11 protein-coding genes and 3 tRNA genes are annotated in these 15,509 nt (G+C 33.2%); 6 read left to right on the forward strand and 8 right to left on the reverse strand.

The annotated features are described in order from the left end of the window. Positions 1-79: 79 nt before the first annotated feature. The 5 genes from ACHZDT_RS07160 to ACHZDT_RS07180 all read right to left on the reverse strand — a co-directional run bounded on the left by ACHZDT_RS07160 (position 80) and on the right by ACHZDT_RS07180 (position 5,737). Positions 80-985 (reverse strand): N-acetylmuramoyl-L-alanine amidase, encoded by a 906-nt coding sequence (locus tag ACHZDT_RS07160; RefSeq protein ID WP_394773945.1) that lies wholly within the window; start codon positions 983-985, stop codon positions 80-82. Positions 986-1,016: 31 nt separating this feature from the next. Further along, positions 1,017-1,592 carry a hypothetical protein gene (locus ACHZDT_RS07165; protein ID WP_394773946.1) on the reverse strand — a complete coding sequence of 192 codons (576 nt, stop codon included), beginning with the start codon at positions 1,590-1,592 and terminating at the stop codon, positions 1,017-1,019. A gap of 42 nt (positions 1,593-1,634) precedes the next feature. After that, on the reverse strand, positions 1,635-2,948 hold the full coding sequence (rimO, locus tag ACHZDT_RS07170; protein WP_394773947.1) for a 30S ribosomal protein S12 methylthiotransferase RimO: 1,314 nt from the start codon (positions 2,946-2,948) through the stop codon (positions 1,635-1,637). A 234-nt stretch (positions 2,949-3,182) separates the two neighbouring features. Further along, positions 3,183-4,685 (reverse strand): OmpP1/FadL family transporter, encoded by a 1,503-nt coding sequence (locus tag ACHZDT_RS07175; RefSeq protein WP_394773948.1) that lies wholly within the window; start codon positions 4,683-4,685, stop codon positions 3,183-3,185. Between the two features lie 44 nt (positions 4,686-4,729). Further along, complete coding sequence (locus tag ACHZDT_RS07180) at positions 4,730-5,737, reverse strand: hypothetical protein (RefSeq protein WP_394773949.1); 1,008 nt, start codon at positions 5,735-5,737, stop codon at positions 4,730-4,732. 101 nt (positions 5,738-5,838) lie between these two features. Between ACHZDT_RS07180 and proS the strand changes: the two genes are divergently transcribed. From proS to rpsT, 5 genes are all read left to right on the forward strand, one after another. Beyond that, positions 5,839-7,317, forward strand: a complete 1,479-nt coding sequence (gene proS, locus ACHZDT_RS07185; RefSeq protein WP_394773950.1) for a proline--tRNA ligase — start codon at positions 5,839-5,841, stop codon at positions 7,315-7,317. A gap of 77 nt (positions 7,318-7,394) precedes the next feature. Further along, a tRNA-Glu gene (locus tag ACHZDT_RS07190) sits at positions 7,395-7,466 on the forward strand. Positions 7,467-7,511: 45 nt separating this feature from the next. Continuing rightward, positions 7,512-7,583: transfer RNA gene (locus ACHZDT_RS07195), tRNA-Glu, on the forward strand. Between the two features lie 43 nt (positions 7,584-7,626). After that, positions 7,627-7,698, forward strand: a tRNA-Glu gene (locus tag ACHZDT_RS07200). Positions 7,699-7,852: 154 nt separating this feature from the next. Then, positions 7,853-8,104: a 30S ribosomal protein S20 gene (gene rpsT, locus ACHZDT_RS07205; protein WP_056252442.1), complete on the forward strand. Its 252-nt coding sequence runs from the start codon at positions 7,853-7,855 to the stop codon at positions 8,102-8,104. Between the two features lie 421 nt (positions 8,105-8,525). Here the strand turns inward: rpsT and ACHZDT_RS07210 are convergent, their stop codons facing one another. Both ACHZDT_RS07210 and ACHZDT_RS07215 read right to left on the reverse strand, forming a co-directional pair. Beyond that, complete coding sequence (locus ACHZDT_RS07210; protein WP_394773951.1) at positions 8,526-8,933, reverse strand: response regulator; 408 nt, start codon at positions 8,931-8,933, stop codon at positions 8,526-8,528. A 5-nt stretch (positions 8,934-8,938) separates the two neighbouring features. After that, entirely contained in the window at positions 8,939-10,594 is a 1,656-nt protein-coding gene (locus ACHZDT_RS07215) for a PAS domain S-box protein (RefSeq protein WP_394773952.1), read from the reverse strand. A 222-nt stretch (positions 10,595-10,816) separates the two neighbouring features. On the opposite strand from ACHZDT_RS07215, the gene typA reads away from it, so the two are divergent. After that, on the forward strand, positions 10,817-12,613 hold the full coding sequence (gene typA / locus ACHZDT_RS07220) for a translational GTPase TypA (protein WP_394773953.1): 1,797 nt from the start codon (positions 10,817-10,819) through the stop codon (positions 12,611-12,613). A gap of 107 nt (positions 12,614-12,720) precedes the next feature. Here the strand turns inward: typA and ACHZDT_RS07225 are convergent, their stop codons facing one another. Then, positions 12,721-15,507: a T9SS type B sorting domain-containing protein gene (locus ACHZDT_RS07225; protein WP_394773954.1), complete on the reverse strand. Its 2,787-nt coding sequence runs from the start codon at positions 15,505-15,507 to the stop codon at positions 12,721-12,723. Positions 15,508-15,509 lie beyond the last annotated feature (2 nt).

The following is a 15,509-nucleotide window of genomic DNA, read 5'->3' on the forward strand; positions in this document are numbered from 1 at the left end:
GGAGTGGCAAACTTTTAAGCAAAAAAAACGCGTTTCTAAATGTTTAGAAACGCGTTTTAAATTTTGAATTATATATTTTTTACTGAATTTGCTTTTTGTAAATAGAGTAAATAGTATCTATCGTTTTTCTGTCTAAAGTCGAAGTAGCATCAGTTTGTATATAATGTAATTTAAACGCTTGAATTGCTGCTGAAAGATTTTTAGTATTATAACCAATAATTCTCAACGCCTGTTCGATTTTAAAATCAAAAGGAGCTTCTTCCAAAACTTCATCCGGCCAGATTCCGAATCCTTTTTCTGCTAAAGTTTTCCACGGGAAAAGAGCGCTAGGATCTTGTTTTCTGCCTGGAGCAATATCTGCATGACCTAAAATGTTTTGCGTTGGAATGTTATAGTCTTTCTTTAATTTTGTCAAAAGCGCAACTAAACTGCTAATTTGGGCTTCAGTAAAAGGTTTGGAACCATTGTTATCAAGTTCAATTCCAATTGAAGAAGAGTTTAAATCTGTGTTTTTCCCCCAAGTCGATGCTCCGGCATGCCATGCTCTTAGGTAATCATTTAGCATTTGAACTACTTTACCGTTTTCAGAAATGATGTAGTGAGCACTAACTTGCGTTCTGGTTAGGGTAAAAGTTTTAATCGTTTGCTGAATTGAATCCTGAGCAGTATGATGAATAACAATGAAACTAGGTTTTCTTAAATTAAAGTTCACAGTTCCAACCCATTCTGTATTTACTCCATTAAGTAAATAGGTAGATCCGGTTTTTGATAAAGTATCTTTTACAATACCTAATTGTGCGGCATAAGTAGTGTCAATAACTACAGGACTAACCGCAGGTATTGGCTGAGCTTCTTTATTTGTAATTTGATTTTCTAAAGTTTTAAGCTGTTTGTCGTAAACCTTTTCTGTGGTTTTATAAGGGTTTGTCGAACAAGCAGTAATAATAAGTGCTAATATCAGATAACAAAAATGTTTTTTTGCCATAATGCTTAAATTTTAAGATGGTTGGAAACAATTATTCTTTAATTTGTGTTGCTTCTGTATCTTCCTTAACTTCTTTTGTGTCTTTGTTTTCTTTAGAATCTTTTTTCTTTTTTGATTTCGAAGGTTTTTTTATCTCTTTGAACTCAGCCATGAAAGTGGTGTATTTCTCAATCTGATCCGGATTTAAAAAAGCAGTTATCTTTTTTGTAGTACTTTCTCTTAGAGCCTTAATTTGCTCTAGTTTTTCGTCCTGACTGCTGCTTTCGTTTTTCAAAAGAATTCCTTGTTCTTTCATGCTATCTGTAAAAACATTTGCAATAGCAATAGCCTGAAGTTCATCAAGATTTACTACCGGTTTCATTTGTTCTACAATTCTGGCGGCATTTTCTTCGGGTGATGCTTCTTTAGGTTTGCTGGTGTTTCCTTGTGGTCCTCCGCCCATCATACTTCTGTCCATGCCCATTCCGCCACCTCTTCCATAACCATTATTGCCATAACCGCTGCCGCCTCCATAACCATTGTTATATCCGTTTCCGTATTGAGCCGAAACAGAATTGAAGCAGAATAAGGTAAAAACCAAAAGAAATAAAGATTGTATAGCTTTCATAAAAGTGTTTTTATCTAAAATTGATAATTGTTTAGGGTAAATTTAAGCAGGTTCTCCGTATAAATCAAATTCTGTTGCTTCTATTATTCTTATATTAACAAATTCTCCCGTTTTTACATAATGTTTAGAGGCATCAATCAAAACTTCGTTGTCAACATCAGGACTGTCAAATTCAGATCTACCCACAAAATGAGTACCTTCTTTTCTGTCGATAATACATTTATAAACCTGACCAACTTTTTCCTGATTCAAATCCCATGAAATTTGCGATTGCAATTCCATTATTTCGTTTGCTCTGGCTTGTTTTACATCAGCAGGAACATCATCTTCTAATAAATAAGCATGAGTATTTTCTTCATGAGAATAAGCAAAACATCCCATTCGGTCAAATTTCATTTCCTGAACAAAATCTTTCAAAATTTCAAAATCTTCCTGAGTTTCACCAGGATATCCAACAATTAAAGTAGTTCTGATCGCCATTCCCGGAACAGCAGCTCTGAAATCTTTTAATAATTGAGTCGTTTTCGCCTGAGTTGTACCACGACGCATAGACTTCAAAATAGAATCTGAAATATGTTGCAACGGAATATCAATGTAATTACAAATTTTAGGCTCGCGTTTCATTAATTCCAAAACATCCATCGGGAAACCAGTAGGATAAGCATAATGCAAACGAATCCACTCAATGCCTTCTACTTTTGCTAATTCTTCAAGAAGTTCAGCAAGATTTCTCTTTTTATAAATATCAAGACCATAATAAGTTAAGTCTTGTGCAATTAAAATTAATTCTTTAACGCCATTTTTAGCTAATCCTTGTGCTTCTTTAACCAGTTTTTCAATTGGTTGAGAAACATGCGTTCCTCTCATTAACGGAATTGCACAAAAGCTGCATGGTCTGTCGCAACCTTCGGCGATTTTTAGGTAAGCGTAGTTTTTTGGAGTTGTCGTTAAACGTTCTCCTAATAATTCATGTTTATAATCTGCACCTAAAGCTTTCAATAATTGAGGTAATTCTGTTGTACCAAAATATTGATCTACATTCGGGATTTCTTTTTCTAAATCAGGTCTGTAACGCTCAGACAAACATCCTGTTACGAAAACTTTATCAACCAATCCTCGCTCTTTTTTATCAGCATATTCCAAAATCATGTTTACTGATTCTGCTTTAGCATTATCAATAAAACCACAAGTGTTGATTACAATAATGTTTCCTTCTTCTGCAGCAGGCGCCTCGTGAGTCACTTCTTTGCCGTTTGCACGAAGCTGTCCCATTAAGACTTCACTATCATATACATTTTTCGAACACCCAAGAGTGATTACGTTAATTTTGTTCTTTTTTAAAGACTTGGTTCTCATACTTTTATAAATTGGAGTGCAAAATTACACTTTTTTTATCCAAACACCACTTGTTTCGGTTTCTTTTAGTTGTTTTTTATGAAGCTAATCTCCCGAAGTTTCGGGATCCACTAATCTTTTATGGTGAACCCCGCCATAAAAGGATGCCTCCCGAAACTTCGGGACCATCAGGGCTAAAAAAAAAATCCGTCAAGTAAACCTGACGGAAATTTCAATTCATCTATTTATTCTTAATTACAATTCAAATAATAAAGTCAAAGAAACATTATTTAGTTTCGATGTAATATTGGCGCCATCAGTAAATCCTGTGGCAAAAAATCCCTGATTCGATTTTCTTTCTAAATAGGAATACGCTAAATCTACTTTAGTTCCTCCAAAATTATAACCTAAACCTCCTGAATAGCTGTTTAAATCTCCAATAGTTGTTCCGTTTTTATATGGACTTCCTTCGTAACGATATCCGCCTCGTAAACTAAATTGGTTTATTTTATATTCTGCACCAACTCTTAATTCACCACTATTAGTTAATTGATTGCTAATGTCACTGTTTACGCCTCTAAACCCGGCGTCGTTTGTTGGTTTATATTTAGCATTTCCATAATCTTTAATTGCATAATCAATGCTGATTAAACCGGATTTTCCAAAAACATACGCTGCACTAAAAGTTGTTTTTCCCGGAGTTTGTAAAGTATATGACTCATATACATTTACAATATTTGGATTAACATTATTATTTATTGGTTGTCCTCCTGCAGCTTGGGTTGTTGTGTATAAACTTTGAGAAACTTCATCATAAAGATCGTACCAAGTGTTAGATTCATATGCTAAACCAAGTCTGAATGACTCTGTAACTTTGGCAATTGCACCAAGTTGAAATGAAAATCCGTTACCATATGTATAAAGTTCGTTATTGAAACGCAAATTTGATATGGTTTCTGTTGATTGTAATGGATTGTCATTGTCTTCATAAAATGTACTTGTTCTTCTGAAATCTGTGATATGTACATTTAAGTTTGCTCCCAAATAAAGTCTGTCTTTAAATGATGTAGCAATATTAAAGCTTAATTTTCCATTGTAACCGCTGGTGTGAGTTTCATTTTCCTGATAATAATTACCTCCCGCAGGAACATTTGAAACATATTGAGTATTGTCATCTGTATTTGCAACAGGATTTATTACATATCCTCTATATCCAAAATACGCTTGTTGTTCATTGTAAAATTGATCTTTGTAAGGAATTTGAGTTATGTCGCCTAACGAAATTCCATTAGCATACGCAAGAAAATAATTGGCAATAGAATTGGTTGGATTTGTTCCTACTGATACAGTATTATTGTTGAAATTATTTGTGTTTTCATAAGTTGCACCAATAGCAATTTTTTTCCAGTTGTTACTTGGATTATGGTCATGAAAAACAAATACAGCTCCTACTTGGTTCAGTAAAAATGAATTTTCCTTATCACTCGTTTGATTTCCAAAATAGTCTGATTTGTTTTTGATATCCTGATTGCTTAAAGTTACTCCCATCTGGTTATTTGAGAAAATTGCAGATCCGGCAGGATTGACGCTCATAGAAGATAAATCTCCGCCAACTGCTCCAAACGCACCGCTCATTGCTCTAAATCTTGCTGTTCCTGTTAAGTTGTCTTGTGAGTAACGAATGGCATCTGATACTTCTTGTGAATGTGAGACGCTGACAGTTAGTCCTGTAATAAGTAGGAATACTATTTTTTTCATTTGGATAAGTTTTATTGTGATTTTTTAGATTTGTGAAGAGTCAATTATCTTCTTCCGCCTCCACCTCCGCCGTATGATCTACCGCCACCGCCTCCACCGCCGCCAGATGATCTCATGCTTCCTCCGCCGCTATTATTCATAGAGCGTGATGGGCTAGGAGAGTAGCTTCTTGATGGTGAGCTGTTTGTGCTGTTGTTGTAACTTCTGTTTGTGGTTGTATTGCTGCTTGATCTTCTAGAATAATCATAACTATTACTTTGACCTTGAGTTGTTGTAGCTCTTCTATTTGTGAAACTTGGACTTGATGAATTATATGTTCTTCCGCTTGCAGTAGAACTTCTTCTAAAGTCAGAGTAGCCATTTTGTCTGTTTGATGAAGTATAGCTATTTCTGTTTGTGTTATAATTTCTTCCTGAACTGTAGTTTCTATTCGTGTTATAGCCTCTGTTTGTCATGTAGCTTCTGTTAGAAGCATAGTTTCTTCCTCCATAATAAGCGGCAGATCCTCTTCTTCCGTAGCTGTAAGAGTAGTTGTTATATCCGTATCCATAACCACCGCCCCAATATCCTGGGTAACCCCATCCCGGATAACCCCATCCAGGTCCCCAGTAACTTGGGTAACCCCAATAACCGCCGCCTCCGTAACCCCATCCATAATATGGATATCCGAATCCAATTCCGATTCCCATTGACCATGTAGGGTCAGAATATACGTTTACGGCAACTTCTGAGTTTGCGCTTCCCCAAGCAGGATAAGCGGTTGCAGTAGCAGTTTGCGTGCTGTCGGTATCTGAGTAATTACCATAAGAATCAACGTCTGTAAAAATTTCAGTTGGTTGATTATCATCTTGCAATGATTTAAAGTAGTCCTTATATTGATTGTTGGTGTTTGTGGTATTTGTAGCATACGTTCTTGTTGAACCACCGTATACTCCGTCGTTGTCATTATATGAAGTATTTTGGTAAGAACCACACGATGCTAATAGAAAACTCAGAAATCCAATTATATAAAAATGACTTGAGTTTTGGCGGAGAGATGTAGAAGTTTTCATATCTGTGGTGTTTTTTATTGTTGCACATTACAAAAATAGTTAGTTTTGTCAAACTATTTAGTTAAAATTATTAAAACAAAATTTGTGCCAAACTATTCAATATGAGTAAGAACCTCACTACAAGATCAGAAGATTATTCGAAATGGTATAACGAGCTGGTTGTTAAAGCAGATCTAGCCGAAAATTCAGGAGTTAGAGGATGTATGGTTATTAAGCCGTACGGATATGCTATTTGGGAAAAAATGCAGGCTGAGTTAGATCGAATGTTTAAAGAAACCGGACATCAAAACGCATACTTTCCTTTATTCGTGCCTAAAAGCATGTTTGAAGCTGAAGAAAAAAATGCAGAAGGATTTGCAAAAGAGTGTGCTATTGTAACACATTACAGGTTAAAAAATGATCCGGACAAACCCGGAAAACTAATGGTAGATCCGGATGCTAAATTAGAAGAAGAGCTTATTGTTCGTCCTACTAGTGAAGCGATTATTTGGTCTACTTATAAAGGATGGGTGCAATCTTACAGAGATTTACCTTTATTGATTAATCAATGGGCAAATGTTGTTCGTTGGGAAATGCGTACTCGTTTGTTTTTAAGAACTGCTGAATTTTTGTGGCAGGAAGGGCATACGGCTCATGCTACAAAGGCAGAAGCTTTAGAGGAATCTGAAAAGATGATGAATGTCTATGCTGAATTTGCTCAGGATTTTATGGCAATTCCGGTTGTTAAAGGTATTAAAACCGAGACAGAACGTTTTGCGGGTGCTGATGAAACTTATTGTATTGAAGCTTTAATGCAAGATGGAAAAGCGTTACAAGCAGGAACATCTCACTTTTTAGGGCAAAATTTCGCAAAGGCTTTTGATGTAAAGTTTACAAATGCCGAAGGGAAACAAGAGCATGTGTGGGGAACTTCATGGGGAGTTTCTACTCGTTTAATGGGAGCTTTGGTAATGACACATTCTGATGATCAGGGATTAGTCTTGCCTCCAAATTTAGCACCTATACAAGTAGTTATTGTTCCTATCTATAAAACAGATGAACAATTTGCTGAAATTAGCGCAGCGGTTAATGAATTAACTGCTAAGTTTAAGAAATTAAAGATTTCAGTTAAATATGATGACAGAACGACTCAAAAACCAGGATTCAAGTTTGCTGAATGGGAATTAAAAGGTGTTCCTGTTAGAATTGCAGTTGGGCCAAAAGATTTAGAAAACGGAACTTTTGAAGTTGCCAGACGTGATACATTGACAAAAGAGACAGTTTCTGGGGAAGAAATTGTTACTTATATAAATGATCTTCTTGAACAGATACAAACTGATTTATTTAATAAAGCATTAAATTATCGTGATACTCATATTACGGAAGTAAATAGTTTTGAGGAATTTAAGGAAATTTTAGACGGAAAAGGTGGTTTTGTATCGGCACATTGGGACGGTACAGCTGAGACAGAAGAGAAAATAAAAGACCTAACAAAAGCAACCATTCGTTGTATTCCTTTAGACGCTGTAGAAGAGGCGGGAACCTGTGTATTTACTGGGAATCCATCTTCTAAAAGAGTGTTGTTTGCAAAGGCATATTAATTTTTTTTACTTTTTTTTGCATCAGGTATTGTACATCTTAAAAATAGTTGTATTTTTGCATCCGCATTAGAGAAGCAGGCCCGTTCGTCTATCGGTTAGGACGCATGGTTTTCATCCATGTAAGAGCGGTTCGATTCCGCTACGGGCTACTACTTTTTTATTGCTAAATTTCTTGAAATATTGAGAATTAAAATGGCCCGTTCGTCTATCGGTTAGGACGCATGGTTTTCATCCATGTAAGAGCGGTTCGATTCCGCTACGGGCTACAAAATTTCAATTTATTAAATTGGAGAAAACTTAGAGGATACTGGTCTGTTCGTCTAGGGGTTAGGACTCCAGGCTTTCGTCCTGGTAACAGGGGTTCGATTCCCTTACAGACTACTGAAATTAGTTGTAAATAAGTTTTGTAAAATAAAAACTGGTGTCTCGGTCTTTATTTTATTAGTTAAAACCAAAGTGATTGTTTTACAATTGTGGGAGGTTTTTCTTTTTTAACTAGTATATATAATAATTATTACATCTAAAATTAAAAAAAATGGCAAATCATAAGTCAGCATTAAAAAGAATCAGAAGTAACGAAAAAAGAAGAGTTCTTAACAGATATCAACATAAAACTACTCGTAATGCTATTAAAGCATTAAGAATAGCTACTGATAAATCTGATGCTACTTCAAAATTATCAACTGTAATATCTATGATTGATAAATTAGCTAAAAAGAACATCATTCATGATAATAAAGCTTCTAACCTGAAGTCTAAATTAACTAAGCATGTTGCTAAATTGTAATTAATTACAATTTCCTAAATATATAAAAGCCCTCTATTAGAGGGCTTTTTTTGTTTATATCAAAAAGGAGAACTCAATTTTGAGACTTTTATTGCTAATACTTTTGGATAAAATTCAAAATATAAATGAGATAGGTCGAAATTATAATTCTGGCTTTCTGTTAATTCATAAATCCAAATTCTACTAGCAATAGTTTTAAACTACGCGATCAGTTAGAATTTGGATTTTTTTATATTTTAAAGTGGTGTGGTTTATTCCTGATTGCGTTAGGGATGGGAGCGATATCCTTTTGTGACAAGATAATATTTCTGGTTTATTCCTTAATAAGCTGGAACAAAAGATTTAGTAGACAGCCCGACCCGGAGGGTAACGCCATTATGCTTATTATGATGAATGAAATAAAAGCTTCGGAGATATGCGGTTATTGAAGGTTCATTTTCTTTTTTAAATATTCGAGCATTTGTTGTGTGATTGGCTTTGAAAGAAAATCGATTATGATAGGGTATTTTTTTGCTTTAGCCAAATCTTCAGGATCAATTGTAGAGGATAATACGATTACTTTTGCAGTATTAAATTCGTTATAATCCGGAGCCGTAAAATGATCTAAAAACTCCCAACCACCCATAACAGGCATGTTTAAGTCTAGAAAAATCAATTGAGGTTTATTGGCTTTATTTTTATTGTATTTTAAGGTGTTGAAATGATGTAGTGCTTCTTCGCCATTTGGAGCGGTAATTATTTCTTTGGAAAATGATGATTTCGAAATTACTTTCTTGCATAACATTAGCGTGATTGGGTCGTCATCAATGCATAAAATTTGCTCGAGCATATTGGTTAATTTTTGAAGGTTATTGTAAATGTTGTTCCTTTGTTGACTTCGCTTTCAATGCTAATTGTTCCTCCCATTGTTTCGACTTGTGATTTTACAAGATATAGGCCTAATCCTTTGCTGTCTGGATAATTGTGAAATCTTTGATATAGACCAAAGACTTTATCGCCATTTCTTTCCAGATCAATTCCAATTCCGTTGTCTTTAAAGGTTAGAATAGTACGATTATCTATTTGTTCAGCAATGATGGAAATTTTTAGTTTCCTGTTTTCTGATTTATATTTTATTGAATTTGTAAGTAAATTAAGTAAAATACTTTCAATATATGCCTTATTTGTGTTTAATAATGGAACTCTTTCAAATTTAAGTTTAATAATTGGTTTGTGTAATTCTATTTGAAAAGATAATTGACTAAAAACATTCTCAAAAACTTCTTTTAAGGATACTTCTTCTTTTTGCATAGAAGGATTATCTTTAATTATGATAACTTTTACTAAATCGTTTATTGTTTCGTTTAATAAATGTGTAGATTTTGTAAATCCTGCAAGAATTTCTTGTAATTCAGGGTTTTCAATCGGAATATCTTCTATAAGGTTTAAAAGTCCTATTAAATTAGATAAAGGTGCTCTTAGATTGTGAGATGTTATGTATGAGAATTGTTTTAAATCCTTATTGTTTTGGGTTAGTTCCCTGATAAGATGTTCTTTTTCTGTTTCTAATTTTTTTTCATCAGTAATATCTCTTTGAATGGATATCCAGTGTGAAATTACACCTTCATTATTAAAGATTGGAATCATTGAAAACCGCACCCAAAATTCTTCTTTTTTCTTGGTGTAACTTATGGTTTCTATCAAACATTCCTCTTCATTTTTTATAGCTCTTAATAGTTTTTTTAATTCTTCAGAATCTGATTTTGGTCCTTTGAAGATATTTGGTGATTTTCCTATTATTTCATGTGACAAATATCCTGACATGTGCGAAAATGCAGGATTTACATATACTATTTTCGGGATTTTCCGATCTGCAGAATTTGCTTCCGTGATTAAAATTGAGTCTTTAGATTGTGTAATTACGGTTTCTAATAATTTTAACCTCTGTTCTTCTTCTTTCTGTTTGGTAATATCCTGAATTGCACCAATCATTCTAATGGCTCGTCCGTTTTCGTCTTTTAGTAAAAAACCTCTGTCCAGAACATATTTATATGTACCGTCGGCGCATTTAAAACGATATTGATCCTGCCATTTTTCGGTTTTTTGTTCAATAAACGAATATAATTTAATAGACATTCTGATACTGTCTTCAGGATGTATTTTGTCAAACCACCATTTTGACGTTTTTCCTACTTCTGACTGATTATAGCCAAAAACAGCTTCGATTCCTTTGTTCCAATTAATACTGTCTTCCTGAATTTTCCAATCCCAAATTGTATCGCTTGTTGCTTTTGCTACAATGTCGTATTTTTCGTTTGATTCTTTAATTTCCTCATTTGTACTTTTTAATTTTTCGAAAACAGCAATATTTTTCTTTTCGTTTTTTGCGAGTATATACTTGAAGATAAAACCTGTAGTAAATATAAAAAAGACATCTTTTATAAAGAATAAATAAACATATTCTGTTTTAGAAAAGTAGGTAGTGAGTACTTTATGACATAGAATTGCCATAATTAGCGATATGATAACGTAAATTAGAGTAATTTGGAGAGTTTTACTTTTCATTACTCAAATATAGTTAAATTAACTATAACTAAACAATAAGCAAAGTTCATTTTAGCAGTAAAATTTACGTTGTTTTAACGAACTAATTACTTGTATACACGCAAACTATCGCAGAAACGTTTTTTATATCAAAATAAAGTGTACCTTTGCACCCATTAAAAATCTCAGATGGAATCTATTAGAAACATTGCAATTATTGCCCACGTCGATCACGGTAAAACCACTTTGGTTGATAAAATTATGTATCACTGTCAATTATTTCGTGACAACGAAAACACAGGTGATTTAATTCTTGATAATAACGATTTAGAGCGTGAGAGAGGTATTACTATTACTTCAAAAAACGTATCAGTTCAATATAAAGGAACAAAAATCAATATTATCGATACTCCTGGTCACGCCGATTTTGGAGGAGAAGTAGAACGTGTATTAAACATGGCCGATGGTGTATGTTTGCTAGTTGATGCTTTTGAAGGTCCAATGCCACAAACGCGTTTTGTATTGCAAAAAGCGATTGACCTTGGTTTAAAACCTTGTGTAGTTATCAACAAAGTTGATAAAGAAAACTGTACTCCTGAAGAAGTTCATGAAAAAGTTTTTGACTTAATGTTTGAATTAGGTGCTACAGAAGAACAATTGGATTTTCCAACTGTTTACGGTTCTGCTAAAAACAACTGGATGTCTGACCATTGGGAAAACGTAACTGATAATGTTGAAGCATTATTGGATATGGTAATTGCTAATGTACCAGCTCCTAAAGTTTCAGAAGGAACACCACAAATGTTAATCACATCTTTGGATTTCTCTGCTTTTACAGGTCGTATCGCTATCGGTCGTCTTGAAAGAGGTGTGTTGAATGAAGGTATGCCAATTTCTTTGGTAAAAAGAGATGGTAAAATAATAAAATCACGTATTAAAGAATTACATACTTTTGAAGGTCTTGGACGTAAAAAAGTACAACAAGTAATTGCTGGAGATATTTGTGCAATTATTGGAGTTGAAGGTTTTGAAATTGGAGATACAATCGCTGATTCTGAAAATCCTGAAGCTTTGCAAACAATTGCTATTGATGAGCCTACAATGAGTATGTTGTTTACAATTAACGATTCACCTTTCTTTGGTAAAGAAGGTAAATTTGTAACTTCTCGTCATATTAGAGACAGATTGACAAAAGAATTAGAGAAAAACTTAGCTATGAAGTTAGGTGAAACTGATTCTGCTGATAAATTCATGGTTTTTGGTCGTGGTGTACTTCACTTATCTGTTCTTATTGAAACAATGAGAAGAGAAGGTTATGAGTTACAAATTGGTCAGCCACAAGTTATCATCAAAGAAATTGATGGTAAAAAATGTGAGCCAATTGAAGAATTAACAATCGATTTACCAGAAAATCTTTCAGGAAGAGCAGTTGAATTCGTTACATTGCGTAAAGGTGAAATGCTTTCTATGGAAACTAAAGGGGAGCGTATGATTGTGAAATTTAATATTCCATCACGTGGAATTATTGGATTGCGTAATCAATTACTTACTGCTACTGCTGGTGAGGCTATTATGGCACACCGTTTTATAGGATATGAGCCATACAAAGGAGAAATTTCCGGACGTAACAAAGGTTCATTGATTTCTATGGAAAAAGGAAAAGCGATTCCTTATTCTATCGATAAATTGCAAGATCGTGGTAAGTTTTTTGTTGAACCAAATGCCGAAATTTACGAAGGACAGGTAATTGGAGAAAACTCTCGTGCTGATGATATGTGTGTAAACGTAACTAAAGAGAAAAAACAATCTAACGTTCGTTCTTCTGGAAATGATGAAAAAGCAAGGATTATTCCTCCAATTATTTTCTCTCTTGAAGAAGCTTTAGAGTACATTCAAAAAGATGAATATGTAGAGGTTACACCAAAATCTATTCGTTTGAGAAAAATCTATTTGACAGAAACTGATAGAAAAAGATTTAAATTCTAAGAAATTTAAATTTCAATATAAAAATCCCAAATTCCACAAGGAGTTTGGGATTTTTTTTGGATTTAAAAGTATTGGAACTTGTAATTTAAAAACTGGAATTTCTTAGCTTATCTTTTTAAACTAAAATGGCCTTTTGCTTCTCTTCCATCTTCAAGATGAATTGTAAACCAGTAATCAGAAGCTGGCATTGGCTGATTAATATAAGTTCCGTCCCATCCTGTTTCAAATGGAGATAATTGCTTTAATAATTTTCCATATCGATCATAAATATAAATAGCAGCATTTTTGTAAATAGGATCGTTTATTCCATTAAAATTCCAGTAATCATTATAGCCATCATCATTTGGAGTAAAAAATTTAGGAGCATTTAATACGGCAAAACTTTTGACAATTCTTCCACAGCCATCAATGTTTTCAATAATTAATTCATGAAAGCCTCCGGGAATATTTTCAAAAACGGTGGAATTTTGAGAATTACTAAAATTACCCTCTTGAAAATGAATCATATATTTATAATCTTCAGGGTGATTTACATCTATAATGACTTCGTTTAAAGTATTTAAATCATTTATTTCAATTTCATTTATTACGGCAAGTCGAGATAATTTTACGTGTATATCTAAAGCTGTAGCACATCCTGATTTATTTTTAACTGTCACACTATATATCCCTTCTTTAGTGACTGTAATTGTGGGGCTAGTTTCTCCAGTTGACCACAGATAACTATAATTATTATATTCAGAAATTTGGATTCCTGAATATAAAGTTACTTCCGGATTAAGTGTAGATTCACATATTGTATTTTCAGGTTGCGATATTAAAAATGGAACAGGTTCAACAATTAAGTCAAATTTTCCAGTTCCATAACAGCCATCATTATTTTCGGCTCTAATATAAATAGTTTTTGAGTTTGTTGTAATAGTGTTTTTTAGTTCATTTAGAGACAATGAAGCATCACTTTCATTATTGTAAAAATATAATTTGACATCAAAAGGTAAATTTAATTCAGTTTTAATAAGTTGTTTTTTTTCTTCTAAATCAAATTCGGATTTTCCATCACCTGAATCACATCTGTAAAAGTTTTCAGCTGTAATACGAATATTAGGATTTGCTTGTAAAATTACATTTGAAAAACTGTAACAAGATGAATTTGGTTGACTTATTTTCGCACAAAGATTTTCATTGGGAATAATATTTCTATAAATAGGATTAATTGATAATGTGTTATAAATGTCATTTACAGCATCATTTTTATTGTGATAATAAAACACTTCATAATCTTTATTTCCTAATGAAATAGATTCGTTAGCAGCAGCAAGATTAAAAGTAGCCAGTCCGTCTAGTGAATTATTATCCTGAGTGTCACATTGAATCAATTTATAAGGAGTTGTCATTACTGTAGGATTCTCATAAATAGTAATGATTTTTTCAATAGGCTCTCTATTTTCTCCATTTACGGTTTTTGTCAATGTTACTTTATAATCGCCAGCTTTTGAAAAAATATGATAAGCATTTTTATCATTGGAAGTAGTTCCGTCTCCGAAATCCCATAGAAAACTATCGATGTTTTCTAAAGAATTAACAAAAAAATGCGTTGATTGCCCAAAACAATTATATTCGTATTCAAAAGTGTAAAGAAATAAAGAGGTAATAAAAGGAGGAAGTCCCAGTTTTGATATTCCCGCTTTTAAATCAATTTTGTTTTGTATGTAATTGCAATTTATACCATCAGATTCAGGATTATTTATTACAGATAGTTTATTGATATTATTGTTAGTGTTTGAATAACCTGATCGATAGATTTTTTCATCAATAGCCAGTTGCAAGGCACCAGCGATATAGGTTGAAGAATTTATTGTTTGTTGTGATCCTGTAATATCGCCTTTTTTTAAATCAAATTGTATTAGACTACTTCCTAAAGAATTACCGCTTATATTATTATATATATTAATAGTAATATATAGTTTCGTTGTTTTTGGAGAAAATTCAACTCCATAGGGATCAACATTATTTATTATTGTTAATTCGTTATTTAAAATACCGGTTGTTGCATTAAAATCATAAAGAAAAACGTTTCCTGTATTTCGTTTTATTTGCCCATTTGCATTAGTATCATTTGAAGTTTTGGTTGCCATATTTGCCATAGCAATTTTTTTACCATTGGGCGAAGCCTTTAAATATCCAATAGCATTTGTATTGTAACCGCCTAAAGGAATATTTTGGGATGTTACTGTTTGTACAGGAGTCTGATCTAGTCCTGTGGTACTAATCTTGAAGCTGTAAAATGTGTTTTTGAAATGAGTGATTACCCAAAATGAAATGCCGTCACTGTGTTGCACTGCAGTGATTTTTTCTGAACATTTAAATTTTTTGTCTTCAGCGTCATTTGGATTATAAGTAATAAGATGAATGTTTTTTTGAGTACTGACAATATCTCCATTGCCATTATTTAATCTAAGATCAACAACAGAAAAATTTAAACCGCTATTTGGCGGATCTTCATCATTGGCAGGGTTATTGTCTGCGTTTAAAGAGTTGGGCTCATCTACAGTAAAAATATAATATAAATTTGGATCTTTAGGTTTCGGAACTATAATTGCTGATTGTGTACTTGATCTATGACCTAATAATCCTGTCCCGTTAAGCATTACGTGATGATTTTTGTCATATACAATTGATCCATCAGTGTAAAAAAGAAGATTTCCTTTTTTGTCAGAAATACTGGCGCAACCTTCGTTAGTGAATAATTGCCCATCAGTTAAAGTAACAGGATTTCCGGAATTAAAATCTAAACCTGCACCATATCCAAAATACCAAATTGCAGCTTCTTTTTGAGCAAAAGCAGATGTGGAAATAAGTAGTAAAATGATAGATAATAATCGTAAAGATTTCATAT

The organism is Flavobacterium sp. (assembly GCF_043722275.1).
Taxonomy (GTDB): Bacteria; Bacteroidota; Bacteroidia; order Flavobacteriales; family Flavobacteriaceae; genus Flavobacterium.

Coding starts and splice junctions, on each gene's coding strand:
- ACHZDT_RS07175 (WP_394773948.1), bottom strand. CDS start 4,685: ATGAAAAAAATAGTATTCCTACTTATTACAGGACTAACTGTCAGCGTC.
- ACHZDT_RS07225 (WP_394773954.1), bottom strand. CDS start 15,507: ATGAAATCTTTACGATTATTATCTATCATTTTACTACTTATTTCCACA.
- rimO (WP_394773947.1), bottom strand. CDS start 2,948: ATGAGAACCAAGTCTTTAAAAAAGAACAAAATTAACGTAATCACTCTT.
- typA (WP_394773953.1), top strand. CDS start 10,817: ATGGAATCTATTAGAAACATTGCAATTATTGCCCACGTCGATCACGGT.
- ACHZDT_RS07180 (WP_394773949.1), bottom strand. CDS start 5,737: ATGAAAACTTCTACATCTCTCCGCCAAAACTCAAGTCATTTTTATATA.
- ACHZDT_RS07160 (WP_394773945.1), bottom strand. CDS start 985: ATGGCAAAAAAACATTTTTGTTATCTGATATTAGCACTTATTATTACT.
- proS (WP_394773950.1), top strand. CDS start 5,839: ATGAGTAAGAACCTCACTACAAGATCAGAAGATTATTCGAAATGGTAT.
- ACHZDT_RS07165 (WP_394773946.1), bottom strand. CDS start 1,592: ATGAAAGCTATACAATCTTTATTTCTTTTGGTTTTTACCTTATTCTGC.
- rpsT (WP_056252442.1), top strand. CDS start 7,853: ATGGCAAATCATAAGTCAGCATTAAAAAGAATCAGAAGTAACGAAAAA.
- ACHZDT_RS07215 (WP_394773952.1), bottom strand. CDS start 10,594: ATGGCAATTCTATGTCATAAAGTACTCACTACCTACTTTTCTAAAACA.
- ACHZDT_RS07210 (WP_394773951.1), bottom strand. CDS start 8,933: ATGCTCGAGCAAATTTTATGCATTGATGACGACCCAATCACGCTAATG.